Origin of the sequence: Acidithiobacillus ferrooxidans ATCC 23270 (assembly GCF_000021485.1) — a bacterium.
In the GTDB taxonomy this organism is placed as follows: domain Bacteria; phylum Pseudomonadota; class Gammaproteobacteria; order Acidithiobacillales; family Acidithiobacillaceae; genus Acidithiobacillus; species Acidithiobacillus ferrooxidans.
On record NC_011761.1, the window covers coordinates 2,204,491 to 2,228,355 of the forward strand.

A 23,865-nucleotide genomic window follows, 5' to 3' on the forward strand; every position below is an offset into this window, starting at 1 on the left:
CTACCTCCGTAGATACCCTGCCGTTAGTAGAGTAGAGAGAAACGCCCTCCGCCAACGGTAGGGTTTTGTGGTGTCGCATTACCCCTGGGTGCAGGGTGAGCCTACCGAGCGGATCGCTCCGCCCTGAAACGCACTGATTTTGCGGCGAAGGAGTGCCACTTTCCGCATCTCGCAGCGATATATGCCAAGCGTGACTGTGACTGTGAGCAGGATGACCAAAGTCGCACCCGCCCAGGAAGCCATCATGATTTCGCTCCTTTCGTGAGCGGAGATCTTGTTGCTCCATGCGCGGCGGCGTATCGGTCATGCAGCGCGAGGTCGAGTTTCACCACATTGACCACGGGTTCGCCGAGGAAACCCAGCAGGGGTTCTGTGGTGTTCTCCTTGACCAAGTGGCGCAATGTCACGATATCAATACCACCAGCCTGCGCAATGCGCGGGATCTGATAGAGTGCTGCCGCAATACTGATGTCGGGATCCAGACCACTCGCGGAAGAAGTCACGAGGTCCACCGGAACCGGGCCTTTCTCAGCGGGATCCGCGGCCTTGATGGCCTTGATCCGCGCCGCCACGTGCTGTGCCAGAACAGGATTGTTCGGACCCAGATTGGAGGCGCCGGACCCGGCGCCATTGTAAGGCACCGGTGAAGTCGCCGAAGGACGGCTCCAGAAGTACTGCGGTTCACGGAAATACTGGCCGATGAGGCTGGAACCCACGATCCGCCCATGCTGGCGAATGAGAGAGCCGTTGGCCTGATGGGGAAACACGACCTGGCCGATACCCGTCATCGCCAGGGGATAGATCAGACCGGTCATTACGGCCAGAACCAGGAACAGCAACAGCGCGGTTTTGATGTCTTTGATCATGGTGTCATCCTCCTACAGTACAACCAGCAGCATGTCGATCAGCTTGATGAAGATAAATGGCGCAATAATGCCGCCCAATCCGTAGATCCACACGTTGCGGCGCAGGATGTGCTGCGCCGAGTCCGCGCGGAACTTGATCCCCTTGAGGGCCAGTGGAATCAGAAAGGGGATGATGAGCGCGTTAAAGATGACTGCGGCCATGATGGCATGGGTAGGCGAGCTCAAATCCATGATGTTCAGCTCGCCCAATTGGGGATAAGTCGATACAAACGCCGCCGGGATGATGGCGAAGTATTTGGCCACATCGTTCGCCACACTGAAGGTGGTGAGGGCGCCGCGGGTCATCAGCAGTTGCTTGCCGATCTGGACGATCTCCAGCAGTTTGGTGGGATTGGAGTCCAAGTCGACCATGTTGGAGGCTTCGCGCGCCGCCTGGGTACCACTGGCCATGCAGAGACCGACATCCGCCTGGGCCAGGGCTGGGGAATCGTTGGTGCCGTCCCCGGTCATCGCGACCATGTAACCCTCATTCTGGTATTCTCGAATGCGCGCGAGCTTGGTTTCCGGTTTGGCTTCCGCGAGATAATCATCGACCCCCGCTTCAGCGGCAATGGCGGCGGCAGTCAACGGATTGTCGCCGGTCACCATGACGGTGCGGATACCCATCGCCCGCAATTCGGCAAAGCGCGATTTGATGTCGGCTTTGACGATGTCCCGCAACTCGATGGCACCCAATACCGCTGCGCCAGAGCAGACCACCAGGGGTGTTGCGCCACCCCCCGCGATTTCCTGCACTATGCCGTCCAGCTCGTTAGGCCAGGTGCCCCCCAGCGACTGGACCCACGCCTTCATGGCGTCGGGAGATCCCTTACGCAATTGCTGCCCATTCCAGTCCACCCCACTCATGCGGGTTTCGGCAGTAAAAGGGATCAATTGGGCTTCCAGTGGCAAGGCTTCCCGGCTTTGCGGGTAATGTTTGTCGGCAAGGGTCACGATACTTTTGCCCTCCGGCGTCTCATCGGCCAAAGAGGCGCGGCGGGCCGCCTGCGCGAGGATTTCCTGGGTAACCGCTAAAACGGGGTAAAACGCCGCTGCGGATCGGTTGCCGTAGGTAATGGTGCCGGTTTTATCGAGAAGCAGCACATCCACGTCACCCGCCGCCTCGATGGCACGCCCGGAAGTCGCCACCACATTGCTCTGCAGCAAGCGCACGATGCCGGCAATACCGATAGCGGGTAATAGCGCTCCGATGGTGGTGGGAATCAGGCAGACCAGCAAGGCTACCAGCACCGTCAGGCTGATCACCGATCCGGAGTGGCTGGCGTAATGGACGCTATACCAGGAAAACGGATAAATGGTGACGGTGACCACCAGAAAAACGAGCGTCAAAACGACCAACAGTATGCTTAGAGCGATTTCGTTAGGGGTTTTGCGTCGCGATGCCCCCTCCACCATGGCGATCATTTTGTCGAGGAAGGTGTGTCCGGCCTCCTGCGTCACCCGGATGATGAGCCAGTCCGAGATCACCCGGGTACCGCCGGTGACCGCGCTACGATCACCCCCGCTTTCGCGGATGACGGGCGCGCTCTCGCCCGTGATGGCGCTTTCATCGACGGCGGCGACTCCCGCCACCGCCTCGCCGTCGGTGGGGACGAGGTCTCCCGCTTCTATCAGGACAAAGTCGCCGCTGCGCAGGCTGGCGCCGGGAACCTCCTTATAGCTCGCCTCGCGCACCGGTTTCGGCAGTTTTTTGGCCGTAACTTCCTGCCGGCTCTGCCGCAAACTGTTGGCCTGGGCCTCGCCCTGACGCTCGGCCAGCGCTTCGGCAAAATTGGCAAAAATCAGTGTGAGCCAGAGCCAGAGGTCGATCACAGCGGTAAAAGGCGCTTCACTGTTATGCACGATTAGATCGTGAAAAAAGAGGGCCAGCAGCAGCCAGGAGCCGACGTAGACGACGAACATCACCGGATTGCGCAACTGGCGACGCGGGGAGAGCATGCTGAAGCTGTCCCACAGGGCGCCCCGGCCCTGATCTTTCCAGTTGATCGGAGATGCCGCATGTTTATGATGGGTAGATTCCATGAATATGATTCCTCTAATGAGTCAGGGTGCTGATGGGCGCCAGTTGATCTGCAATCGGACCCAGCGCCAGTGCCGGAAAGAAGTTGAGCGCGCCGACCAGAAGAATGACCCCCACCAGTAGGCCGATGAAGATCGGCGTATGCGTCGTCAGGGTACCCGCCCCGGCGGGGATCTTCTTTTTACCCGCAAGTGCGCCCGCCAAGGCCAGCAGCGGCAGATAGGGCCAATAGCGACCGAAGAGTATGGCCATTCCGGTGATGAGGTTGTAAAAGGTCGTGTCACTGCTCAGCCCATCAAAGGCGCTGCCATTATTGTTGGCAGGACTGGTAATGGCATAGAGGATCTCGCTGAAACCATGCGCCCCGGGGTTAAGGGCCCCGGCACGTCCGGCGGTCGTACTCACGGCGACCGCCGTACCGATCAAAACCAGTAATGGCATGATGAGGATGGCCAGTGAGGCCATTTTGATCTCGAACGACTCGATTTTTTTACCGAGAAACTCCGGCGTGCGCCCTACCATGAGACCACCGAGAAAAACGGCAAAGATCATGAAAGCGAGCACCGTCGCCAAACCCGTCCCGACGCCGCCAAACACCGTTTCCCCCATTTGCATGAAGAACAGGTTGATTCCGCCGGACAGGGGCATGAACGAGTCATAGGTGCTGTTAGCCGCACCGGTGGAGGTTGCGGTCGCGATACTGCCGAACAGCGCCGACGCGCCAGCACCGATGCGATCTTCTATCCCTTCCAGATTGCCACCACCGGCGAGGCTGGCCATATTGGCTTGCGTGGCCCCCAGATGGGTCAGCAGCGGGTTACCCAATAGCTCAAAATGTTCACTGACCACGGTTAAAGGAACAAAAAGTACGAGCGTGGCGATCATGATGGCCCAGGCTGTGCGTTTGGCCTTCACCATGTGCCCGAACATGAACACCAGGGCAGAGGGAATCAGGATCATGGCCACCATTTCCAGGAAATTGGTGAAGCCCGTGGGATTTTCGAAAGGGTGCGCATCGTTCATGTCGAAGAACCCGCCCCCATTGTTACCCAGCATCATGATGGCCTCTTGAGAGGCTACCGGTCCCACATGAATCATCTGATGAAGAATAGTCTTGCCGCCGGACACAAATGGAGCGATGAGGTCAGCGCGCACTACCCCTGTCAACGTTTGTACCACGCCCTGTTCCATAAGAATCAGCGCAAAGAGCGCGGACAGGGGGAGCAGTACGTAGAGAACGGTGCGCGTCATGTCGACCCAGAAATTTCCGAGATTCTTGGTTTTATGACGGGCGAGAGCGCGAATGATGGGCAGGACGATAGTGATGCCCGTCGCCGCCGAGAGGAAATTCTGCACGGTCAGGCCCAGCATCTGCGAGAGATAACTCATGGTCGAGCCGCCGGAGTAATCCTGCCAATTGGTATTGGTGATAAAACTGACTGCGGTATTGAATGCGGAAGCACTTGGGACGCCGCCGAAGTGTAAAGGATTCAGGGGCAGCGCGCCTTGCGCCAACAACAAGGCATAGAGAAAAACGCCACCGATCAGGTTAAAGATCAACAGGGCGATGGCGTAGCGCTTCCAATCCATTTCCTCGCTCGCCGAAACGCCGATGACGCGGTACAGTCCCCGCTCCACGGGACTCATCAGGCGTGTCGCCCAAAACCTCTCGCCGGCATAAACGCGATGCATGTAGCGACCCAGAGGCAAGGCCAGCAGAATGGTCAACAACAGAACCGCGGCGGTCAGCATGATGGTGAATATCATAGGAATCGTTCCGGATTAATCAGAAATACCAAAAGATAGATGAAGAGCATTGCCCCCAAACCGAGGCCTATCCATGCAAAAGCGTTCATCTTATGTTCCTCAGACGATCCAACATCTCAACAACCCCTAGGGATGCCAAGAAAAAAACAACTATAATCAATAAGTAAACAAATTCCATGCCAACCTCCTTCGCGAGCGCAGGCCCACACCCCGCACACCATCATAATGTAGCCGTGTGCAACACTAGCAAGCATCCATCTATAAATTCCATATAAAACCTATATAAAACGTATATAAATTCGTGATTGTTCAGCCCAATGCTGGATTCACCGCACCGACGCTCCCCGCTGCGGAGCACACAGCGGGGGTGGATCCATATGATTCCTCAATGAGCCAGCGTGTTGAGGGGTGCCAGTTGTTCTGCAATCGGTCCCAGCGCCAGTGCCGGAAAGAAATTGAGCGCGCCGAGCAGAATGACAACACCTACCAGCAGACCGATGAAGATTGGGGTATGGGTCGTCAAGGTGCCGGCGCCAACGGGGATCGTCTTTTTGCCCGCCAGCGAACCCGCCAGTGCCAGCAGCGCCAGATAGGGCCAATAGCGGCCGAAGAGCATGACGATCCCGGTGATGATGTTGTAAAAGGTCGTATCACTGCTCAATCCACCAAAGGCGCTGCCATTATTGTTGGCGGGACTGGTAATGGCATAGAGGATCTCGCTGAAACCATGCGTCCCCGGATTAAAGGCCCCGGCCCGTCCGGCGCTCGTACTCACGGCGATCGCCGTACCAATCAAAACCAGTAATGGCATGATGAGGATGGCCAGTGAGGCCATTTTAATCTCAAAGGACTCAATCTTTTTACCGAGAAACTCTGGCGTACGTCCCACCAGGAGGCCACCCAGAAATACCGTGAAGATCGCAAAAGCGAGCATGGTTGCTAATCCCGTACCCACACCGCCGATCACGCACTCTCCCAGATCCATAAAGAAGAGATTGACACCACCGGACAGGGGCATAAGCGAATCATAAGCGCAATCCGCAAGACCGGATGACGTGGTGGTGGCGAGGCTTGAAAACAGGTCTGAAGCCGCCACACCAAAGCGATCCTCAACCCCTTCCATATTGCCGCCACCGGCCAGCACAGCGGTATGCGCCTGCGTGACATGGAGTGTATTGAATAGTGGGTTGCCCGCGAGGTCGACATGTTCGCTCAAAAAAGCCAAGGGCACAAAAATCACCAACATGGCGATTAATAGCGCCCAAGCAGTGCCTTTAGCCTTGGCCATGTGACCAAACATAAACACGATAGCAATCGGGATCAGTATCATACCAATCATATACAAAAAATTAGTCAGCGCGGTTGGGTTTTCAAACGGATGGGCGAAACTCGCATCGAAAAACCCTTCACCGTTATTACACAGCACTGCGATGGATGCTTGCGAGGCCACCGGTCCCATCGCGATCATCTGTTGAGTGATTTGTTTCCCCCCGCTTTGGAAGGGTGCAATCAAATGGACCTGCACATAAGGCCCAAAGGTCTGGATAACGCCCTGCTGAATGAAAATTAGCGCCAGTATGATTGACATGGGGATCAGAACGTAGAGGATAATGCGCGTAATATCGACCCAGAAATTACCCAAAAGGTGCGTGTTTTTTCGCACTACGCCACGAATAATGGCCAGAACGATAGCAATACCGCTTGCTCCACCGATAAAATTCAGATCTGTATAGGGCAGCATCTGCGACAGATAACTCAGCGTCGTTTCACCACCATAATCTTGCCAGTTGGTGGTGGTTATCGCAGCAATGGCGGAATTGAAAGCCGTGCCAATGGACGTTCCAGGTAGATGCTGTGGATTCAGCGGCAAGGCGCCTTGTGCTTGAAAAATAAAATACATAAACAAAACGCCGAGAATATTGAAAAGCAATAGGGACAGGGAATAGCGTTTCCATCCCATTTCATCGTCGACAGGTACTCCGGTCAGACGATATATTCTTTTTTCCAGCGGTCCCAGGAAACGGGTGGCCCAGAATCGATGACCTTCAACAACACGATACATATAGTGGCCCAACGGCAATGCCAGAAAAACTGACAATGCCAGAACTGCAACAAGGAGAATGATTGCAGAAGTCATAAGGATTGCTCCGCTTTGGGTGGGAACGACAAGAACGACAGCAAGTAAAAGAACAGGATGACGCGCAATCTCAGACCAACCCAGCCGAAGGCGGTCATTTGTGCCTCCTCATTCGTCCCAGCATCTCGGCGCCTCCATAAAACCAAAAACTACCACAAAAATAAGCTGATAGATCACTGCGTGCTTAAAGGCACTATAACTAATATATCGGATACCATAACTACCCACCACATCTAGTCTGGTATGGTTGGGCGCTAACCGGATAAGCACGGATCACTGTTCATCAGTAAGGATTCTATCTTCCGGTGAATCGTTGCCCGCCACATACACGAAGACTAGCAAGGTTCCATCTATAAATTCCATATAAAATACATATAATTTGTCTATAAATTTGGATCGACAGAGTGCCTGTCCCGCATGAAACGGCCCCGAGCGCCAGTCCATCACCGCCTACCTGTGGGGCGAACTGGCTGTGCTGACCTGCCCCTGCCACCTCTTCATTGCCGTCGTGCTGGCAGGTACGACGCCGGCACGTTCCTCGGTGAGCATTTGGGTTATCGCGGCGCTCGGTTTGACCGACTTGTTCCTTCTGTCGCTGTCGCTGGCGTTGCGGGCATCAGGCCCTTGACTCCGTACCCTGGTACGGCAGTAAGTTGGGCCTACCCAACCCCTATAATAAGCTTATATCGTGATGACATAGCGTGATGACCAGGAGGATCTGTCCATGTCAGCCATAACCCGCATCATCGACAAAATTGGCATAGTCGGTACCATCGTCGGTAGTTTCAGTTGCGCCATGTGTTTCCCCGCAGCAGCGAGCCTCGGCGCTGCAATCGGATTGGGCTTTCTCAGCCAGTGGGAAGGCCTGTTCGTGCAGTGGCTGATTCCGATTTTCGCCAGCGTGGCATTATTGGCGACCTTGGCGGGCTGGTTCTCGCACCGCCAATGGCAACGCACGCTGCTGGGCTCGATCGGTCCGGTGCTAGCGCTTGTCGGGGTGTTTGGGTTAACGCATCACTTTCTGGACAAGGACCTGGCGCGCGTAATTTTTTATACCGGATTGGTGGTGATGTTCCTTGTCTCCATCTGGGACATGGTCAATCCGGCGAACCGCCGCTGCGCGACCGACGGCTGCGAAACGCCCGCCCCGCGTAGCTGAGCACATAGACACTTTGGAGGATATTATGACCGAGAACGCGCCCACCGAACTCGCTATCACTGGCATGACCTGCGACGGTTGCGCCGCGCATGTGCGCAAAGCACTCGAAGGCGTGCCCGGCGTACGCGAGGCGCAGGTGTCCTACCCGGATGCCACGGCCCGGGTCGTGCTGGAGGGCGAGGTGCCGATGCAGCGGCTAATCAAGGCGGTGGTTGCAAGTGGCTATGGTGTGCATCCACGGAGCGACGGTGCCTCCTCCACAAACGATGGACAGGAGCTACACATCGCTGTGATCGGCAGCGGCGGAGCGGCGATGGCGTGCGCATTGAAGGCTGTCGAGCGGGGCGCGCGCGTGACGCTGATCGAACGCAGCACCATCGGCGGCACCTGCGTGAACATCGGTTGCGTGCCGTCCAAGATCATGATCCGCGCCGCCCATATCGCCCACCTGCGCCGGGAAAGCCCATTCGATGGCGGCATCCAGGCGGTCGCGCCGACCATCCAGCGCACAGCGCTGCTGGTCCAACAGCAGGCCCGTGTCGATGAACTGCGTCACGCCAAGTACGAAGGCATCCTGGACGGCAACCCGGCCATCACCGTTCTGCGCGGTGAAGCGCGTTTCAAGGACAGCCGGAGTGTTGTCGTCCATTTGAACGATGGTGGCGAGCGCGTCGTAATGTTCGACCGCTGCCTGGTTGCCACGGGCGCCAGTCCGGCCGTGCCGCCGATTCCCGGCTTGAAAGACACTCCTTATTGGACCTCCACCGAAGCGCTGGTCAGCGAATCGATCCCCGAGCGTCTGGCCGTGATCGGCTCGTCGGTGGTGGCGCTGGAACTGGCGCAAGCCTTCGCCCGGCTCGGCAGCCATGTGACGATCCTGGCGCGCGGCACCTTGTTCCTCCGGGAAGACCCGGCCATCGGTGAGGCCATCACGGCGGCGTTTCGCGCCGAAGGCATCGAGGTGCTGGAGCACACCCAGGCCAGCCAGGTCGCTTATGCGGATGGCGAATTTGTGCTAGCCACCGGGCACGGCGAACTGCGCGCCGATAAGCTGCTGGTCGCCACTGGTCGCGCACCGAACACACGCCGCCTGAATCTGGAAGCGGCGGGCGTGGCCATCAATGCGCAAGGGGCCATCGTCATCGACCAGGGTATGCGCACGAACAGCCCGAACATTTACGCCGCTGGCGACTGCACCGACCAGCCGCAATTCGTCTACGTGGCGGCAGCGGCCGGCACCCGTGCGGCCATCAACATGATGGGCGGTAGTGCAGCCCTGGACTTGACGGCGATGCCAGCCGTGGTGTTCACCGATCCGCAAGTGGCGACTGTGGGTTACAGCGGCGCGGAAGCGCATCGCGACGGCATCGAAACCGACAGCCGCACGCTGACGCTCGACAACGTGCCGCGGGCGCTCGCCAATTTCAATACACGCGGCTTCATCAAGCTGGTAGCCGAAGTGGGCAGTGGTCGCCTAATCGGCGTGCAGGTGGTCGCCCCGGAAGCGGGCGAGCTGATCCAGACTGCCGCGCTGGCGATTCGTAACCGGATGACGGTACAGGAACTGGCTGACCAGTTGTTTCCCTACCTGACGATGGTCGAAGGGCTGAAGCTTGCTGCCCAGACCTTCACCAGGGATGTGAAGCAGTTGTCCTGCTGTGCGGGTTGAGACGGATTGATAAAGGAGTCCCGTTGCGGCATGAACGTCGCAAGACCAAGGAGACCATGAGCGAACTTCCGTTCGGGCAGCCAGGCCTGCCCAGCACTTGGGCCAGTGCCCACAAGCAGGCTGTGGGCACTGCCTTGAGTGAACGTTCCCGCGTCTGGTTCACCGTCGCCGACGGTGTGTTAACCGAGGTTTATCATCCGACGATCGACTGTCCGAATCAACGCGATCTTCAGTTCCTGATCACCGATGGTGGTGAGCTATTTCACGAAGAGCGACGCGATCTGGAACATAGCGTCGAGTGGATCGAAGACGGCATTCCGGCCTTCCAGATTGTCAGCCGAGATCCGCAAGGCCGCTACCGACTGATCAAGACGGTCTGCACGGATCCCGATGCCGACTGCGTGCTTGAGCGAGTCCACTTCGAGCCTTTGGTGGAAGCAGCCCGACATTACCGCCTGTATCTGCTGTGGGCGCCCCATCTCGACAACCAGGGGTCGGATAACCACGGTCGCGTTGAATATGGCGCCAACGAATGCGACTGGCTCATCGCCTGGCGCGGGTCTCGATACGCTGCGGTAACCGCCACGGTACCCTTCTCACGCATGTCAGCCGGCTATGTGGGTCATTCCGACGGCTGGCAGGATATAAACAGACACCGGCACCTAGAATGGAACTTCACGACAGCGGGACCGGGCAATATTGCGCTGACGGCAGAACTGGAGTTGCCGCCAGACGGTCATTTCATGCTTTGTGTCGGGTTCGGCAACAGCGAGCGGACGGCCATCAAGGCTGCAAGCGGCTGCCTGGACCGCAACGGATTCGCGTCGGTTCTCAATCGCTACATGGAAGGGTGGCGCGCTTATCAGCGCGGATTGCTCGATCTGTCGGCCCAGAGCGGCGACGGCGGGCAGCTTTACCGGCGTAGCATCGCGGTGTTGCGTACGCATATCGACAAGATTCATCGCGGCGCGGGCGTGGCCTCGTTGTCCATTCCCTGGGGCGAATCGGCATCGGCGGACCAGCCGATTGGCGGCTATCACTTGGTCTGGCCGCGCGATCTCTACCACCAGGCCATGGGCTTGCTCGCCGCCGGCGACCGGGAGAGGCCAGCGCAGATTCTGCATTATTTGTTCTCTCGACAGCGCGAGGATGGAAGCTTCTTTCAGAATTTCTGGGTGGATGGCAGGCCCTACTGGCAAGGCCTGCAGCTCGACGAAGTCGGCTATTCGGTGCTGTTGGCCAACCACCTGCACCACGAAGGGCTCTTGGACTTCGACCCGTATCCCGTGGTACAGCGTGCCGCCGATTTCCTGGTGAACCATGGGCCGGTCACCCCCCAGGACCGCTGGGAGGAGAACAGAGGTTACAGTCCCCATACCCTGGCGGTAGTGGTTGCCGCGCTGCGCGCTGCGGCAGCGGTGGCCGATGCGACCGGAAAAGGGGCGCAGGCCGTCACTTACCGACAGGTGGCGCAAGACTGGGAACAACGCATCGAGGATTGGACCTTCACCGATTGCGGTCGATTGCTCTTCGGCCATCCCGAGCACTACGAGCGTATCGCCCTGATCCCGTCGGTCGACACCGGTGAGCATCTGCCAGAGTGTCGAGTATTTCTGCCAATTCGCAATCTACCAGCGGAAGCAATGTACAACCAGTCCCAATGTTGCGTGGTAGACGGCGGTTTCCTGGAGTTGGTACGCCTGGGTCTGCGCACCGCCGCCGACCTGCACGTTCTCAAGACCCTGCCGGTATGGGATGCACTGTGCCGACGCGAGACGCCTTGCGGACCGGCGTGGTATCGCTACAACGGGGATGGTTACGGTGAGCACGAGGACGGTTCACCATTCGATGGTACCGGGCGCGGACGCTTGTGGCCGTTGCTCACCGGCGAGCGCGGACACTATGAAGTTGCCGCCGGACGCGACTCCCGGCCCTACATCAAGGCGCTGGAGTGCTTTGCCAACGAAAACGGCATGCTGCCCGAGCAAGTGTGGGATACAGAACCGCGTCTGGGCCATGGCACGGGTTCGGCCACACCTCTGGTGTGGGCTCACGCGGAGTATATCCGGCTGCTGGGCGCTTCGAGTCGTAAAGGAACATGAACATGAATCGGTACACAATTTCCAAGCTGGCTGAGGGCGCGGGTGTCAGCGTGCATATCGTGCGCGACTACTTGCTGCGCGGACTGCTGCGGCCGGTGGCGCGTACCCAAGGCGGCTACGGTCTGTTCGACGAGGCGGCCTTGCAACGGCTGTGCTTGGTGCGGGCTGCCTTCGAAGCGGGCATCGGCCTCGATGCGCTGGCGCGGTTGTGCCGGGCACTCGATACGTCGGACGGCGACCAGGCCGCCGCGCAGCTTACCGCGCTGCGCCAGATCGTCAAACGCCGACGCGAAGCGTTGGCCGATCTGGAAGCGCAGTTGGCCACCCTGCCGAGCGAGCACAGCACGCGGAGAGTTTGCCATGAATAGCCCCGAACGCTGGGCCGACCGAAACACGCAAGCCGTTCACCGGCTATCTGTGGGGCGGGCGGGTCGTGCTCACCTGTCTCTCCTGTTCCTGCCTGTGGCCGAGTCGTCCGAACTGATGCCTGCGGCAATCCGGCACTGTTCGCCACGTTCGATGCCTTGCGTGCCCTCGCCGTGCGCTTTTCTGCCGACGACTTCGACATGGGATACCCCTTACTAATATAACGAGAGACGTAACAGAAGCGCTCCGCTAAATTCAGACGTTATATATCAGAGAATTAATGGAGGTGTGAACATGACAACACTGATTTGCCCCACATGCGGTTGCTCCTTAGTAAGGTTGGGCATTACTAAAGAGAATGCTGTTATACAGGAATATCGAGGAAAGGAATATTCATTCTGTTGCGACGGGTGTGCCGTTACGTTCCAAGAAAATGCCGAAACCCTGCTGGAAGAAACAAATAGTCTCGTTGTGTGCCCAAGTTGTTTGGCTGAAAAACCAATCAATCAAACTGTGGCAATTAGTTTTCGAGATAAGGAACTGTATTTTTGTAGATGCCCGCATTGCATTACTGTTTTTCGGGAAGATCCCGAATATTATCTGAAGCGCTTGTCCGGAGAAATGGAATTTGCTGGCATATTTTCTGGAGGTCGAGGATGCTGTAGTTAATGTACAAATTACGTTATTCACCCCGGAAGGCGCGGAGTACGTCGAGCACTTCTGCGGGCTGGAGTGCTACCTGCGCTTCCATGCGCGGATCAGCATTGCGACCGAACCGAGCGCTTGCGATTCGCCGCCGTCAGGTTGAGGCATACCTCAAGCGGACAGGGGCGTCGTCAGTTGCAGTTAATCTGAGCACACCGTTTTCGATTGCAAGCCGTTACACTTAGGCCATCAAAAACCGATTCTGGGCCATTTCTCGATGCCTTTTCGCGGTTGACAGACGCCGCCCCCACAACAGGCGAGTCCGCACAACAAATGGGGGTGCGTGATGGTCAGTCATCGAGTTTTGGTCGGGTAGACGGGTCATTGCGCAGCCAGCGGCTCCAAAACGCCTCATTGATGCGGGATGATGAAAGGGTATTGGTTGGATTCTCAGGCTGTTGCGATGACTTGGGAGGCTTTTTACGACGTGTTTCCCAGGCGTTTAGCGCGGTCGTGTACGCCTTTCCTTTGGTGCGTTCCCAGGTCATCACGCGCTTGTCGAAAGGCGGCACCTTGCTGACCAACCCGTAATTGCTCGCCAATCTTAAAGCGTTGCCAACCGCTGCAGGCGGAAATCCCGTAGCGGTGGCGAGTTCCCGTGAATCCATGGCTCCTGCTAAGGCAGCAACGACAATCGGGACCAGTTCTTCGGTGGTTTTCTGAGGTTCTTTTGATGGTTTGTGCAGGGTGCTTTTTTCGGTGAAGCCTTGGAAATGGTCCACCTCATGCGGTCCCTGCGAGTAATGGGGGTGTTTCCGAGGATGGTAACGCCCAAACATTGATGGGTGACCCCGATGCATTGATGGTGCAGTGGTGTGCGTGGACCAGCCCCTGTTTTGCCAGGTCCACTATAAGGTGATTGGTGCGCAGGCAGGATAGCTTGAGGGCGTCTGCGACTTCCTTGCAGGTCCTGGGGCCGTTGCGGAGGCAGCGCAGGATACGTTCTTTGTCTTTGTGGTGGGTCTCGTGCATGGCGATGATGCTACTCACGGAGATCGGCGGGTGCAACTGCATCACCTGCTTTTTATTGGCATGTTTTATGCTGCGCATCACCTGAAAAAGGCATCCATATCCTCCATCTCGACACGATGCCGCGCCTTCCGGCTTTGAATGGCCGGGTCAGCGTCACGCTCGGCCTTCCGCTCCTGATAAATCGCCTTGAACTCCTCCCAAGTCAGGTTCAACCCCGTGCGCCTGTTCAACGACTCCACAAAACCCCTGTCTATGTTCGCCATCATCACACACCCCCTTTTTCGTTTCCGCATCCATCGCCTGTAAAAAACCAGGTGAGCGCATGAACGCCCTCCTGGCAACGTGGAGCGGGCTATCACGATCGGAAAACGATCCAGGCTCGGTAGGGCCGAGGGATAGTAGTCCCCATGCGGCCTGAACCGTCCTCCGCTGAATAGCTTAGCGCAATAAACAAGACAAATCTATGCCTGTATACTATTATTCAATCTACAGATCGGCCGCCCCGCAGCCTGGGGCGTTCGTTTGGTGCCATCGGCACTGAACGGGTCTGTGAGAAAGGTGATTTTACAGGCAATCAGCGATGGATGGAGGTTGACATGACATTCGGAGTTGAAGTGGCAAGAATGCTCACCCTTGCAATGGTTGGCGCTGCTGGCGCCGTCACGGTTTCTGTTCTGGTTGGTGCAGTTATTTTGTGGTTCGTCAATTCCATTCCATGAACTGCAGGATAAGGCGATAGGGTGCCCATTCTTACACCGCGATACCGATCATCGGTCAAACAAGCCGTTGATCCGTTTTGGACAACAGTGTGGGAGTATGATCGGCAACGGCAGCAGCCTACGCGCCGCCACAAGGGTTTGGCCGATGAGGTAGCCACGTCCAAACTGGTTAACACGCAAAGAATAGATCCCTACCTGACGACAGGTGAACGAGTACCGCGGGCAATGGAAAGGGGCTGTGATGCGCCGTAACAGCGACGAAAGGCGGATGTATGCCATACGGAGATTGAGCCGGGCGGTGGACCGGCAGATCACCAGTGCCGGGGAAGCAAAGCAGCGGGCGGCGTTCTGGGCAAAAGTCTGGGGCGTTCGTGCCGGGTTCAGTGGCGCATCGTCAAACATCTGCACTGGGAAGAAGGGGCACGGTCATTGAATACGGGTTGATCGCGGTCGCCATCCGGAACGTCTCATCGGTGATGCGCTGCATGGGGTCGATAGAGAAAACGGAAAATATAGCACGGTAGGACGGCTGGAAGCCCTGCCACGCTTCATTTTCTCATTGCTGCATCCGATTGAAGTATACCTCAAGCGGACAGGGGTGCCGTCAGTTGCAATTAATGTGAGCACACCATTTTCGATTGCGAGCACAGGCGGATGATTGCGACCATAGGCGCAAATAATGTGAGCACGAGGACCCGTCAGTCGCAGTTAATGTGAGCTGAAAATGCCCGTTGATTGCGAGCACGCCGTTTTCGATTGCAAGCCGCTACACCTACGGCTGCGGGCGGGTCGGCAGCACTCAGCCATCGCCATAATCCAGTCCTTTTGGCTTGTTCGTGTTAGTGATCTCAGTGAATATAACTTCAGCTGCGTGACATGATTACCCGGTATACTGCGGTGTTATGGAGTATGGAGTACACCATTTCAGAGAGGTGCACCATGTACGGACGTTATGTCATCCACCACAGAACGCTCGAACGCTTGGTGCTATTGCTGGGCGTACGTTCTCCCCATCTGTCGCGGCAGCACAGCGTCGCCCCGAGGGAGCCTGTGCCCCAGCGATGCAGGGGCATACACGGCCCAGGCACATTGCCCAGGCTGTTGTTGGCGGCGCGGGTTGCCATCGCGACCTTGGCAACCGCTATGCTGGCCAGCTGCGCGCCCGGCCTGCCGCCTTCGGTCGCTACTAAGCCGGTCTTGCCGCCGCCGCCGCACTTTCTTACAAACAGCACGGAAGTAACCATCGGGGTGCTGGACGAAGGCTGGCACACCGGTCTGGTCCTGCCTGTCGGAGCTCTCGGTCCGTCCTTGGACCACTTGCGCCATTGGTTCCCGGAAGCGAAGTATCTCGCATACGGATGGGGCAACCGGAACTTTTACATAGCAACCCATCCGGGACCGGGAATGGCGATCGACGCCTTGTTTCCCTCTTCGAGCGTTGTTTTCGTCGAAGGCCTATCAAAGCACCCGAAAAATGCGCTTCCGCCTGATGCTCATCTGCGCTGGATATGCGTGTCCCGCACCGCCGTCTGGAGGCTCGACGCCTATCTTGGAGACTACCTGCGAATGGGGCCAAGCGAGGATCCGGTCAGTCTGGCCCCCGGCCCATTTCCGGGAAGCCGTTTCTTTGCCTCTACAGGCACCTACGATGCTTTCCATACTTGCAATACTTGGACGGCAGCAGCCCTGAAGTTCGCCGACCTGCCTGTTAGCGACGAGGGAGTCTTGTTTGCCGGACAGGTCATGTCGGAGATCCGGCCTCTGCGTTCCTGCCCAGAATGAACGGCAAAATGCATCACGTCATCTGGTGTGATGCCGATCCGGGGACTACCCAAGAATTTCATAATTTTTAGCGGGTACACAGCCATGCTGTCTCCTTCATCATTGGGGAGCGAATTCTTTCGCGACAAAGCCAAGGCTTTAACCGGGGTTTCATGCTCTGTTGCTATGGCCTGCGCGTGTTGCCAAAGCGTGGGTCGCCTCCATTGTCTGGGGTGCAGGTATATCGCGCTGAGCAAGGCGGTGGTGGCTGATTGGGAGTACAGACCTCGCCGGGCAACCCTCGGGATGATTGGCCGGGAGGGCTAATATCCAGGTTGCTCCATGAAATCGCCCTTACACCACAAGCAGTGCCAATGATGGCGCGCACCGCCCTACAGAAAAGTCTTCCGTGCATGACCCTGGCGACACGGGACGATGACTCTATTTGCCCTGCAGCTTGGTGAGATGTGCCTGGAGTTTCCTAATCTGCGATTTTACACGTGCCGCCTTGGCCAGTCGCAGCGTTTCGCTCTTGGACGTCAAAATCGTATCCAGACGTTTCAGCCGCATAATGCGAGCCTGGATATGGGCAATCCGTTTCTGCTTGACGATTTGAGCATGGGTTGCGATTGCCGTTTTAGCGGAAGTTACCGCTGAAGTGGAGGGAATGGTTGTGGACGCGACCGCCAACGGTGTGCCAAGCAAAATACCAATAACAGAAACAACGAACAAGCGATTATTCATCTTGAAAACTCCTTCTTGATTTAGCATATCCCAGGTGCTCGACCGTCTCGGTCTGTAGTGCCCGCTCCACCAGCTGCTTGGTCAGCCCGCCTTTACCTATCCAATCTTCCGGGGTCTTGTAGGAGGAATCTTCGCCCAGATCCATCCCGCCTGCCGCCACGGCCTGGACCAGCCTGTTTTTAGGAATTTCAGCAACCATCATTCATTTTTCCGATTCTCTGCCAGTATCTGGTCTTTCCACGGCGTCCATGCCTGGACCATCTTCATGCCCGGCATTTCTCTTTCGCAGGCAGATGCGGATCGCAGGGTGCGCGTCCTTCGCGGGACGCGCACCCGTCCTGATGCTGAATGGTCCCTTCTTTCATGAAAATATTCAGGTTGTTCTTGGTGGCAAAGTGCAGCAACTCCGCGTAAGCTTCCGGCTGTGACTGTTCCAGGGCTTCGTCGAAAATAATGGACGCATAGCCATCGATGGTTGCCGGTTCCACGTCATCCTCATAGTGAATTTTATGGTTCGGACCAAAGTGTGCCAGGCCTGCTCCCTCAATCAGCATTTCCGCCCAGTCCGATGGCCGGAATTTACGACGATCCGGCAGCACAACGCCTTCAATAACAATGAGCATGTTTTATTCCTGTGCGTGAATGGTCAGGATTCGATCTTGCCGGGCGCAACCCTTGCAGGGTGCGCCCCTTGCTAGATGTGCCCTTCCCGACGGGTGATGCCCACAGCGACGATGCTCGTCAGGCTGACTACTTGCAAAGGGTGATGAACAGCCGTTTGGGCGATCCCTTTAGCCATGGGGTAACTGGTGGTGATGACGCAAATCAGCCCATCCTGGCGATGAATGTCCAGGACGGCATATTTCATGCCGAGATCCAACGCATGCTGTGCCAAGGCAAGAATGCGATCACTGATCCGATGCTGTAATGCTTGCAGCAGGCTGATTTCCGTTTCAACCATGGCATATCCCCTTTTTGTGCCGTATTTCTGAGTGCGTGTGTTTGAGTCTGTTTACGTCGTGAAGTTCATCAAGATGGTATCAGCATGTCATACTCCAAACTGTCGCTGCAGCACGGTATCCACCACTTCGCACATCGGGCCTTTTTCTTCCGCGCACAGGTGCCGGATCACATGAAAGGGGATCCCCGCGTCCCACAGGGAGAACCCACAGGCCATGATGCAGGCACCGGTCCGGCTGCCGACCAGGCCCCATTCCGTGATTCCCGTAAACCCCCGCAAGGCATCCATCGCCGCCTGGTCCAGCCCGTAGCCCGTTTTCTCCAGGACGATTTCATGACCCACGTCAATCACCGCTCCGCCATCCTGGCCGTCGTTCAGGCGGGTTCTGAACAGATTGCCGGGCAGGTTGACGAATCGGGTGCCCACGATGGCGGAATCACTGCCCACGATCGCCGGAATGCGCAATTGAGGTATGGATACCGGAGAACGCCATGAAAAGCTTCACCCGCCACGCCCAGACCGAAGGAATTTCTCCGGGGACCTTGGCAGGGAGACTGTTGGCCGAAGCCGTTCTCGCCCTCCCTCCGCGCCAAGGGCTATCCTCAGGGGAGATCATCACCCTGCACGCCGCAATCGGGCTGGACAAGGGAGACCGCCCCCGCTTCACCGTTACTTTGCTCCGTGCTTATCGGGTTAGCTCCCATAGATACTTATATATGGTGTATCACTGCTTTCATGAGCACTGTTCATGGTATGCGGCATGCCGTTTTAGGCGACAACCCGATAAGCACGCTTTGCTCCACTAAAGATGTCCCCAGACACTTCATCCTTTTGGGTGAAATCCGGCCGTACTCAAGGAATTCAGATCCCTGGATGGGACATCTCCTCATCGCTCGCGCCGTGCGATCACCCGCCGCCGCAACGGATGGGGATGCGCGACGATAATCCGGCGGACCGGACGACGACGCGCCCGGTAAGCGATACGGATGCGGCCGCCGACGGGACGGATAACCGGATGCATACGCCATCGGTAAAAAGGCCGATTCCTGTACACGGGAACCACCCGCGCGCGCCAGATCCGGTAACGCGCCAAATCCACATGATGTCGCAGCCACCAGCCAGGATGATAGACGCGATACCACGGCGCCACCCGCGCCCTCCACCAGATGAAATAGGGCCGAAAGGCGGATACCGGAGGCGGCGGACCGTACAAGAGTGGTGACGGCACGACCATGGTCATGGGCAGCGGCAGCCAGGGGCCGTAGTAATCGCCGCTGTACAGCCAGCCACCCGCCGACCATTCGTAATAGAGCCCATCATCAGAGTAGACAAAATCCGCCATAGCCGGCAGGTAGTAGGCATTGACTCCGTCCCCCACGGAGAAAGCAAACTCTACACCGGCTGTCGCGCGCGGGATAGAAAATACCCACACCCCGCACAACAGGAGGAACGAGATCAACCCAAGGACCGCCCATTTGCCCCAGAAACGACCGTTTTCCCGCATGTTCACCTCCGCCCCGCGTCAGCTTGGGTTTTCCTGAGCGCGAAGACTTACCGTCGCCAACCGCAGTGCCAGCAGGGATGGATGTAATATCCCCCACGCGGAACGACCACACAACCGGACAGCAACGCCAATCCCAGCAGCATGACCAGGATCTTCCAACCGCTTTGATACGATGGCCCACCATGAGAAAACATGATTTTCACCTCCAACGCCCAGCCTAGTCAGCGGCCTGGGCTTGCCGTGAATTTTCCTATTACTCAAATACTTTGGGTACCTGGGGATGTTCCTCCCGTGCGGCCGCCCGCTTCACTGCGGACTGGACGGCGAGAAGCGTCGCCAGTGCTTGCGCACCCTTGATAAAAGTCAAAATAATGGCCGCCAGGAGAGCCAGCAGCGTATCCCACAAACGCGGGGTGATCGGGGGCCATTAGTGCCACCGCCCGTGTGCCAAAACCTGCGTCCCGTCCTCCGCCAGCCATGGCCAGGAACCTGGCGGGCACCCGGGCAGGGCCGATACACCCGGCATTCCGGGCACCGTATCCAACGTTTCCGCGAGCACCGATCTCCGCCGACTGGCGAGGGAGGAACCGTTACGCCCCATGGCGGCCCCGCAGCCAGAAGTCATCGCGCAACCTGCCAGAGCGATCACCATCCCTATCCACACGCCAACCATTTTGCGTTCGCCCACCGCTTTTACTGGCCCTGCAGTTTGCCGAACCGCGTCTGGAGTTTCGCGATCCGCGCATCCACCTTGGCGAGGCGTCGCGTTTTGCCTTTGGACCGCAAAAGGGTTTCCCGATGCTCGAGATGACCGAGGCGGGATTGGATGCGGGCAACCCGTTGCGCCGACGTGAGTGACGCGGCGCTTGCCGCCACCGAAGAGAGCGAAAGGCACCAAACCAGAAGAAGGATGCCGATAGGGACCGATTTGCCGAAAAGGATCATTCATGGAAACCTCCCAATCTGTGGTTTGCCTGAGAACAACCTCGCCCCCCATCCGGATGTCCAATCCCATTGGAAACCTTCGGGAATATTTCATGGAAGAATACGGAGGCAGTATAAATCGTGCCTTTTCACAATACCACGACGAATTTGTTACAGAATGTGAATCCAGAATCGTACCGTCCGCCTTACTGGCAACCTGCGGCATGGGTGGCTGTCACTGACGGGCATAATAACGCCACCGATGAGCAGCGGATGAGGACTGGCCTAGACGGTACCAGTTTCTTTGCCGCGCAAACGGAGTTGAACCTAGTGCCTGACCAGCGGGAGAAGAAACCCTTTCAGATGCACGTGGCCCGTTGAACAGGCTGAACATACGGTGCAGCAAATCGTACGTTTAGGCTTGGTTGGCCGCTTCCTGTGGTGCATGATTCGACAAGAGCAAGCAGTCAAGCTTGGTCGCACTGACATCGAAATCGTCGACGACAGAACCGAGCCGCCCGGGACTATCTACCATCATGCATTGCTTGAGCTCAAGATACTGCGCAGCTTTGGATCCACTGGGACTCCTGTGACTCAGGAGGTCTTGGAGCGACACATCCTTGACGGAGTGAACCAGGCGCATTCATACGGCGACACCCACAACAGTCTGCTCCGAATGCTCTGTTGCTTCGACATGCGAAAAGCCGATATCGGTGATAGTGTGACGTTCGCCCATGTGAGCAATCTGGCCAAGGACCTCAACGTCAGCCTCCGCCGATGGTACCTATATCACTCTTCCAAAGCCCTTCGGGAGGCGAACGCCGACGCAAAAGTTTCGACGGTAGGTGGAGCCCCCTAGCATCCTTACGTCTTCGTACTGATAACGTTGGCACATTATTCAGACAACCCCATCTGACTTATTGAGGGTAACCAGTACGACTTACCTTCAACATTTATAGCCATGCCCTCACCGTCCGTTCTCAACACATCCGCTCCTATCCCCACCTTCCTCGGCAACCCATGAAAATACGCCAACCCCACCGACACCCATCGGCGCAAAAACTCGTCGCCTTCCCCACCCTCACGCATCATCGCCAGCATTTCCTGCTCTAACTTACGCTGACGGACTTTTTGGGCGGCACCCTCTTTGGCTTTAGGCATCGCGACACCCACAGAATGCGCCTCACGCAAATATCGCACAAACCCCGTCAGAGCGGCACGTTGGCCGGGCACCTTAGCCAAATATACATCCACAGCCTTCTGATCTGGCTTCTTTAGGCCCATTTTCTGGGCTTCCAACATCAACGCTTTCGCAGGTGCCATGGCAAGGCGCACGGATCGCAAACTCAGTTTTCCAGCTTTCACCTTCGCCATAAGTGTATCGTGATAGCCTTTCAGTACCCGCAGACCTGGCGGATCGCCTTCCAGCGCCTTCAGCATACCAGCAATTTGCCGCTTCTCGGAATCTCCTGCCTGCACAGCAACATCTTTGACCACTAGCCCAGTTTCCTGCATCCACCGCATGGGAAGCCTCACCCTGCGTAGCCCCTCGGCGCCGAAATGAGCAATCAATCGGTTATAGTCCGGGATAGCCTTCCAAACTTTCTCGATCTCCATAAAGAAGGAAAGATAGCGGTTCACGGTAATGGCGGCCTTGTTATCCCCGACAGTAACGGCCAACCATGCACCAAATCGCTCAAAATGACCAGCCATAACCGGCATAGCAAACGCTGCCAAGTTCATGGCTATCCGCTTGGTCAGGAGGCTTCGCCAATAGCACGGCTCACACTGGGCACCCCTGCCAGCCGGCATAGATTGCCCACATTCCTGGCAGAGGATCATTCCGCCATCGAGGCAGACTTTGCACAAGCGCCGCCCATCGTCGGTCACCACCAAGAGTCTAGGGTGGTGGCATGCCTGGCAGTTTCCGTGATCTGCATGGGCGCATTTTGAGCAAAGCCGTAGATTATGATTAAACCGAGATACCCGCGTTAGCCTTCTCGACAACTCGCCACAAAGCTCACAGGCCTCAGCCTCCCTAAAATATTTCGCACAGGAATTACATACAGGGCCAGAGCGCGTCACCCGTCCCACTCGGAAGTCTGTCTTTCCACACCGGATGCAGGGCTGGTCCAGCGCACAGTGACGACACACAGCAGTTATATCCCTGCGCGGCAACCGTGCGTAATTCCCACACTTCGGACAAAGTCGGCGCTTGAATTCTCGTGCGTAGCATGTGGGACAATACTTATAGCCGTGGTAAACCCGCGTTATTTTTCTGCCTCGCTTGCCACATTCGTCGCAAATCACCTCAGCCGACAGCGTCGCCACCGTATCCATCATCGCTGCGACATCTCCAGCTTGCGCTGTAATCGCCGCCACATGCGCATTACTTCGTGACGCGGCCGGGGCTGACCAGGATCGCGTACTGCCTGCTTTCTGGGTCCTCTGGCGTTATCAGGCAGTTGCGCGAAAGTCTCAGCGAACAAGTCTGGCATCCGTTCTCCCTTGCTCACAAAACCTTGGCGGGTAATACCGGATTCCTGGAGATACTTAGACACGTCGGCCAAGTCGGTTCGCATCAGCTTCCACAGCGCGCCCAGCAACAGGTGACGTTCCGCTGTACCGAGCAGTTCCACCCCCGTGCCGGGATTCAGCGGTAGCTCAGGGACTGCAACCCCCATCCGCTCCAGAAATACGTGCAACGCCTCCGCATCGCTACGATTAGCTCTTCGCAATAATGCGGACAAAAAAGACGCACCGGCAAACCATGCATCGGTCTCCGTCGGGTGCGCCATAAACTGACCACTGCCATGACGAATCGCCTCGTCGCCTGCATCCTGGAACGCCATAGCATCGTCCGAACATGGCGTAATAGCGCCCACATCCCGCAAATCGCCTCTGCAGGTCGCGCAGACCGCCATATGACCATCCTCCGCATGCAGACGGTGCGGCTCCAAGGGCGCCCTACAATGTGGGCAGCGGTCTAGCAGCGAACAATGATGATGCTCGCAACCCACATGCCACGCGAGACGCCATTGCAGGCGATAATAAGGAATACGGTCATCGCGCAAACAATCAGGACAATACTGCAGACCGCTTCGCCGCTTGGTATTCCGCGCTCCCAGCGCCAATATCCATGGCCACACGGCCCTGTCGGGCAGAGGTCCTTTACTGACACGCTCAGCGACACTTTTGAGCGTCGCGGCACGAAAGGAAGACAGCGGAATCCCCGCCGGGGCGGTCAGCTTATTCAACGGTGCGTCATCCAGAAAACGGTCTGCGTCTCTCGTCCATATGCGCCACTTAGGCCACACTTCGCCGGTAAGCACCATGGGATCGCAGCCTTGGGCAAGCGCCGCCCGCACTAGCCACGACGAGATAATCTCATCGGGCAGCAAAGGTACAGAACGCACCTAACGCGGGCGC

General features: G+C 57.3%; 28 protein-coding genes. 10 read left to right on the forward strand and 18 right to left on the reverse strand.

The features are described 5' to 3' along the window. Positions 1 to 78: 78 nt before the first annotated feature. The 6 genes from AFE_RS16385 to kdpA (AFE_RS11360) form a co-directional block, all read right to left on the reverse strand. Positions 79 to 246 (reverse strand): hypothetical protein, encoded by a 168-nt coding sequence (locus AFE_RS16385; RefSeq protein WP_009569774.1) that lies wholly within the window; start codon positions 244 to 246, stop codon positions 79 to 81. Continuing rightward, positions 243 to 866 (reverse strand): potassium-transporting ATPase subunit KdpC, encoded by a 624-nt coding sequence (gene kdpC, locus AFE_RS11340; RefSeq protein WP_012537214.1) that lies wholly within the window; start codon positions 864 to 866, stop codon positions 243 to 245. Before kdpC ends, AFE_RS16385 begins: the two co-directional genes overlap by 4 nt. 12 nt (positions 867 to 878) lie before the next feature. Further along, the gene (gene kdpB / locus AFE_RS11345; protein WP_012537215.1) at positions 879 to 2,948 is read right to left on the reverse strand and encodes a potassium-transporting ATPase subunit KdpB; all 2,070 of its coding nucleotides are present in this window, start codon (positions 2,946 to 2,948) and stop codon (positions 879 to 881) included. 13 nt (positions 2,949 to 2,961) lie between these two features. Continuing rightward, a complete protein-coding gene (gene kdpA / locus AFE_RS11350) occupies positions 2,962 to 4,713 on the reverse strand; it encodes a potassium-transporting ATPase subunit KdpA (RefSeq protein ID WP_012537216.1) in 1,752 nt (583 codons plus the stop codon). Further along, entirely contained in the window at positions 4,710 to 4,802 is a 93-nt protein-coding gene (gene kdpF / locus AFE_RS17010; protein ID WP_009569372.1) for a K(+)-transporting ATPase subunit F, read from the reverse strand. Before kdpF ends, kdpA (AFE_RS11350) begins: the two co-directional genes overlap by 4 nt. Positions 4,803 to 5,098: 296 nt before the next feature. Beyond that, positions 5,099 to 6,850: a potassium-transporting ATPase subunit KdpA gene (kdpA, locus tag AFE_RS11360; protein ID WP_012607439.1), complete on the reverse strand. Its 1,752-nt coding sequence runs from the start codon at positions 6,848 to 6,850 to the stop codon at positions 5,099 to 5,101. Positions 6,851 to 7,292: 442 nt separating this feature from the next. Here kdpA (AFE_RS11360) and AFE_RS15795 point away from each other — a divergent pair, with 442 nt between their 5' ends. The 7 genes from AFE_RS15795 (at position 7,293) to AFE_RS15810 (ending at position 12,954) form a co-directional block, all read left to right on the forward strand. After that, positions 7,293 to 7,478, forward strand: a complete 186-nt coding sequence (locus AFE_RS15795) for a hypothetical protein (RefSeq protein ID WP_074874174.1) — start codon at positions 7,293 to 7,295, stop codon at positions 7,476 to 7,478. Positions 7,479 to 7,574: 96 nt separating this feature from the next. After that, positions 7,575 to 8,009 (forward strand): organomercurial transporter MerC, encoded by a 435-nt coding sequence (merC, locus tag AFE_RS11365; RefSeq protein WP_009567170.1) that lies wholly within the window; start codon positions 7,575 to 7,577, stop codon positions 8,007 to 8,009. Between the two features lie 25 nt (positions 8,010 to 8,034). Beyond that, positions 8,035 to 9,678 carry a mercury(II) reductase gene (gene merA / locus AFE_RS11370; protein WP_012607441.1) on the forward strand — a complete coding sequence of 548 codons (1,644 nt, stop codon included), beginning with the start codon at positions 8,035 to 8,037 and terminating at the stop codon, positions 9,676 to 9,678. Between the two features lie 23 nt (positions 9,679 to 9,701). Beyond that, positions 9,702 to 11,780 carry a glycoside hydrolase family 15 protein gene (locus AFE_RS11375; RefSeq protein WP_012537219.1) on the forward strand — a complete coding sequence of 693 codons (2,079 nt, stop codon included), beginning with the start codon at positions 9,702 to 9,704 and terminating at the stop codon, positions 11,778 to 11,780. Further along, positions 11,777 to 12,148, forward strand: coding sequence for a mercury resistance co-regulator MerD (gene merD / locus AFE_RS11380; RefSeq protein WP_009568511.1), 372 nt, complete (start codon positions 11,777 to 11,779; stop codon positions 12,146 to 12,148). The genes AFE_RS11375 and merD overlap by 4 nt, the downstream gene beginning before the upstream one ends. Next, positions 12,145 to 12,264 carry a hypothetical protein gene (locus AFE_RS15800; protein ID WP_080513213.1) on the forward strand — a complete coding sequence of 40 codons (120 nt, stop codon included), beginning with the start codon at positions 12,145 to 12,147 and terminating at the stop codon, positions 12,262 to 12,264. Before merD ends, AFE_RS15800 begins: the two co-directional genes overlap by 4 nt. 510 nt (positions 12,265 to 12,774) lie before the next feature. Continuing rightward, the gene (locus AFE_RS15810; RefSeq protein ID WP_009568515.1) at positions 12,775 to 12,954 is read left to right on the forward strand and encodes a DUF3330 domain-containing protein; all 180 of its coding nucleotides are present in this window, start codon (positions 12,775 to 12,777) and stop codon (positions 12,952 to 12,954) included. 187 nt (positions 12,955 to 13,141) lie between these two features. On the opposite strand, the gene AFE_RS11385 is transcribed toward AFE_RS15810, so the two are convergent. The 3 genes from AFE_RS11385 to AFE_RS11395 are packed head-to-tail and all read right to left on the reverse strand — an operon-like array spanning position 13,142 to position 14,089. Next, positions 13,142 to 13,573 (reverse strand): hypothetical protein, encoded by a 432-nt coding sequence (locus AFE_RS11385; protein WP_009568517.1) that lies wholly within the window; start codon positions 13,571 to 13,573, stop codon positions 13,142 to 13,144. Position 13,574: 1 nt separating this feature from the next. Further along, the gene (locus AFE_RS11390) at positions 13,575 to 13,901 is read right to left on the reverse strand and encodes a hypothetical protein (protein ID WP_012537222.1); all 327 of its coding nucleotides are present in this window, start codon (positions 13,899 to 13,901) and stop codon (positions 13,575 to 13,577) included. Next, entirely contained in the window at positions 13,901 to 14,089 is a 189-nt protein-coding gene (locus AFE_RS11395) for a hypothetical protein (RefSeq protein WP_012537223.1), read from the reverse strand. The genes AFE_RS11390 and AFE_RS11395 overlap by 1 nt, the downstream gene beginning before the upstream one ends. 330 nt (positions 14,090 to 14,419) lie before the next feature. Here AFE_RS11395 and AFE_RS16960 point away from each other — a divergent pair, with 330 nt between their 5' ends. The 3 genes from AFE_RS16960 (at position 14,420) to AFE_RS11405 (ending at position 16,324) form a co-directional block, all read left to right on the forward strand. Next, positions 14,420 to 14,542, forward strand: coding sequence for a hypothetical protein (locus AFE_RS16960; RefSeq protein WP_257246328.1), 123 nt, complete (start codon positions 14,420 to 14,422; stop codon positions 14,540 to 14,542). A gap of 241 nt (positions 14,543 to 14,783) precedes the next feature. Next, positions 14,784 to 14,975: a hypothetical protein gene (locus AFE_RS11400; protein WP_009562702.1), complete on the forward strand. Its 192-nt coding sequence runs from the start codon at positions 14,784 to 14,786 to the stop codon at positions 14,973 to 14,975. Between the two features lie 506 nt (positions 14,976 to 15,481). Beyond that, positions 15,482 to 16,324: a DUF2459 domain-containing protein gene (locus AFE_RS11405; RefSeq protein WP_041647457.1), complete on the forward strand. Its 843-nt coding sequence runs from the start codon at positions 15,482 to 15,484 to the stop codon at positions 16,322 to 16,324. A 420-nt stretch (positions 16,325 to 16,744) separates the two neighbouring features. Here the strand turns inward: AFE_RS11405 and AFE_RS11410 are convergent, their stop codons facing one another. The 9 genes from AFE_RS11410 to AFE_RS11460 all read right to left on the reverse strand — a co-directional run bounded on the left by AFE_RS11410 (position 16,745) and on the right by AFE_RS11460 (position 23,852). Beyond that, the gene (locus tag AFE_RS11410) at positions 16,745 to 17,047 is read right to left on the reverse strand and encodes a hypothetical protein (RefSeq protein WP_009562706.1); all 303 of its coding nucleotides are present in this window, start codon (positions 17,045 to 17,047) and stop codon (positions 16,745 to 16,747) included. After that, entirely contained in the window at positions 17,040 to 17,249 is a 210-nt protein-coding gene (locus AFE_RS11415) for a hypothetical protein (protein WP_009562708.1), read from the reverse strand. Before AFE_RS11415 ends, AFE_RS11410 begins: the two co-directional genes overlap by 8 nt. A gap of 61 nt (positions 17,250 to 17,310) precedes the next feature. Next, positions 17,311 to 17,670: a DUF3579 domain-containing protein gene (locus tag AFE_RS11420; protein WP_009562710.1), complete on the reverse strand. Its 360-nt coding sequence runs from the start codon at positions 17,668 to 17,670 to the stop codon at positions 17,311 to 17,313. A gap of 71 nt (positions 17,671 to 17,741) precedes the next feature. Then, positions 17,742 to 18,008, reverse strand: coding sequence for a hypothetical protein (locus AFE_RS11425; protein ID WP_009562712.1), 267 nt, complete (start codon positions 18,006 to 18,008; stop codon positions 17,742 to 17,744). Between the two features lie 87 nt (positions 18,009 to 18,095). Further along, entirely contained in the window at positions 18,096 to 18,455 is a 360-nt protein-coding gene (locus AFE_RS11430) for a hypothetical protein (protein WP_229129738.1), read from the reverse strand. Positions 18,456 to 18,894: 439 nt separating this feature from the next. Continuing rightward, positions 18,895 to 19,512, reverse strand: a complete 618-nt coding sequence (locus tag AFE_RS11440) for a hypothetical protein (RefSeq protein ID WP_009563470.1) — start codon at positions 19,510 to 19,512, stop codon at positions 18,895 to 18,897. Between the two features lie 693 nt (positions 19,513 to 20,205). Then, positions 20,206 to 20,457 carry a hypothetical protein gene (locus AFE_RS11445; RefSeq protein ID WP_009563471.1) on the reverse strand — a complete coding sequence of 84 codons (252 nt, stop codon included), beginning with the start codon at positions 20,455 to 20,457 and terminating at the stop codon, positions 20,206 to 20,208. An 873-nt stretch (positions 20,458 to 21,330) separates the two neighbouring features. Continuing rightward, positions 21,331 to 22,179: a hypothetical protein gene (locus AFE_RS16210; RefSeq protein WP_148208626.1), complete on the reverse strand. Its 849-nt coding sequence runs from the start codon at positions 22,177 to 22,179 to the stop codon at positions 21,331 to 21,333. Positions 22,180 to 22,775: 596 nt separating this feature from the next. Beyond that, the gene (locus tag AFE_RS11460) at positions 22,776 to 23,852 is read right to left on the reverse strand and encodes a TniQ family protein (protein ID WP_111122573.1); all 1,077 of its coding nucleotides are present in this window, start codon (positions 23,850 to 23,852) and stop codon (positions 22,776 to 22,778) included. Positions 23,853 to 23,865: the final 13 nt, after the last annotated feature.

Coding starts and splice junctions, on each gene's coding strand:
- AFE_RS16385 (WP_009569774.1), bottom strand. CDS start 246: ATGATGGCTTCCTGGGCGGGTGCGACTTTGGTCATCCTGCTCACAGTC.
- kdpC (WP_012537214.1), bottom strand. CDS start 866: ATGATCAAAGACATCAAAACCGCGCTGTTGCTGTTCCTGGTTCTGGCC.
- kdpB (WP_012537215.1), bottom strand. CDS start 2,948: ATGGAATCTACCCATCATAAACATGCGGCATCTCCGATCAACTGGAAA.
- kdpA (WP_012537216.1), bottom strand. CDS start 4,713: ATGATATTCACCATCATGCTGACCGCCGCGGTTCTGTTGTTGACCATT.
- kdpF (WP_009569372.1), bottom strand. CDS start 4,802: ATGAACGCTTTTGCATGGATAGGCCTCGGTTTGGGGGCAATGCTCTTC.
- kdpA (WP_012607439.1), bottom strand. CDS start 6,850: ATGACTTCTGCAATCATTCTCCTTGTTGCAGTTCTGGCATTGTCAGTT.
- merC (WP_009567170.1), top strand. CDS start 7,575: ATGTCAGCCATAACCCGCATCATCGACAAAATTGGCATAGTCGGTACC.
- merA (WP_012607441.1), top strand. CDS start 8,035: ATGACCGAGAACGCGCCCACCGAACTCGCTATCACTGGCATGACCTGC.
- merD (WP_009568511.1), top strand. CDS start 11,777: ATGAACATGAATCGGTACACAATTTCCAAGCTGGCTGAGGGCGCGGGT.
- AFE_RS11390 (WP_012537222.1), bottom strand. CDS start 13,901: ATGCGCAGCATAAAACATGCCAATAAAAAGCAGGTGATGCAGTTGCAC.
- AFE_RS11395 (WP_012537223.1), bottom strand. CDS start 14,089: ATGATGGCGAACATAGACAGGGGTTTTGTGGAGTCGTTGAACAGGCGC.
- AFE_RS16960 (WP_257246328.1), top strand. CDS start 14,420: ATGACATTCGGAGTTGAAGTGGCAAGAATGCTCACCCTTGCAATGGTT.
- AFE_RS11400 (WP_009562702.1), top strand. CDS start 14,784: ATGCGCCGTAACAGCGACGAAAGGCGGATGTATGCCATACGGAGATTG.
- AFE_RS11405 (WP_041647457.1), top strand. CDS start 15,482: ATGTACGGACGTTATGTCATCCACCACAGAACGCTCGAACGCTTGGTG.
- AFE_RS11410 (WP_009562706.1), bottom strand. CDS start 17,047: ATGAATAATCGCTTGTTCGTTGTTTCTGTTATTGGTATTTTGCTTGGC.
- AFE_RS11415 (WP_009562708.1), bottom strand. CDS start 17,249: ATGATGGTTGCTGAAATTCCTAAAAACAGGCTGGTCCAGGCCGTGGCG.
- AFE_RS11420 (WP_009562710.1), bottom strand. CDS start 17,670: ATGCTCATTGTTATTGAAGGCGTTGTGCTGCCGGATCGTCGTAAATTC.
- AFE_RS11425 (WP_009562712.1), bottom strand. CDS start 18,008: ATGGTTGAAACGGAAATCAGCCTGCTGCAAGCATTACAGCATCGGATC.
- AFE_RS11440 (WP_009563470.1), bottom strand. CDS start 19,512: ATGCGGGAAAACGGTCGTTTCTGGGGCAAATGGGCGGTCCTTGGGTTG.
- AFE_RS11445 (WP_009563471.1), bottom strand. CDS start 20,457: ATGATCCTTTTCGGCAAATCGGTCCCTATCGGCATCCTTCTTCTGGTT.
- AFE_RS16210 (WP_148208626.1), bottom strand. CDS start 22,179: ATGAACTTGGCAGCGTTTGCTATGCCGGTTATGGCTGGTCATTTTGAG.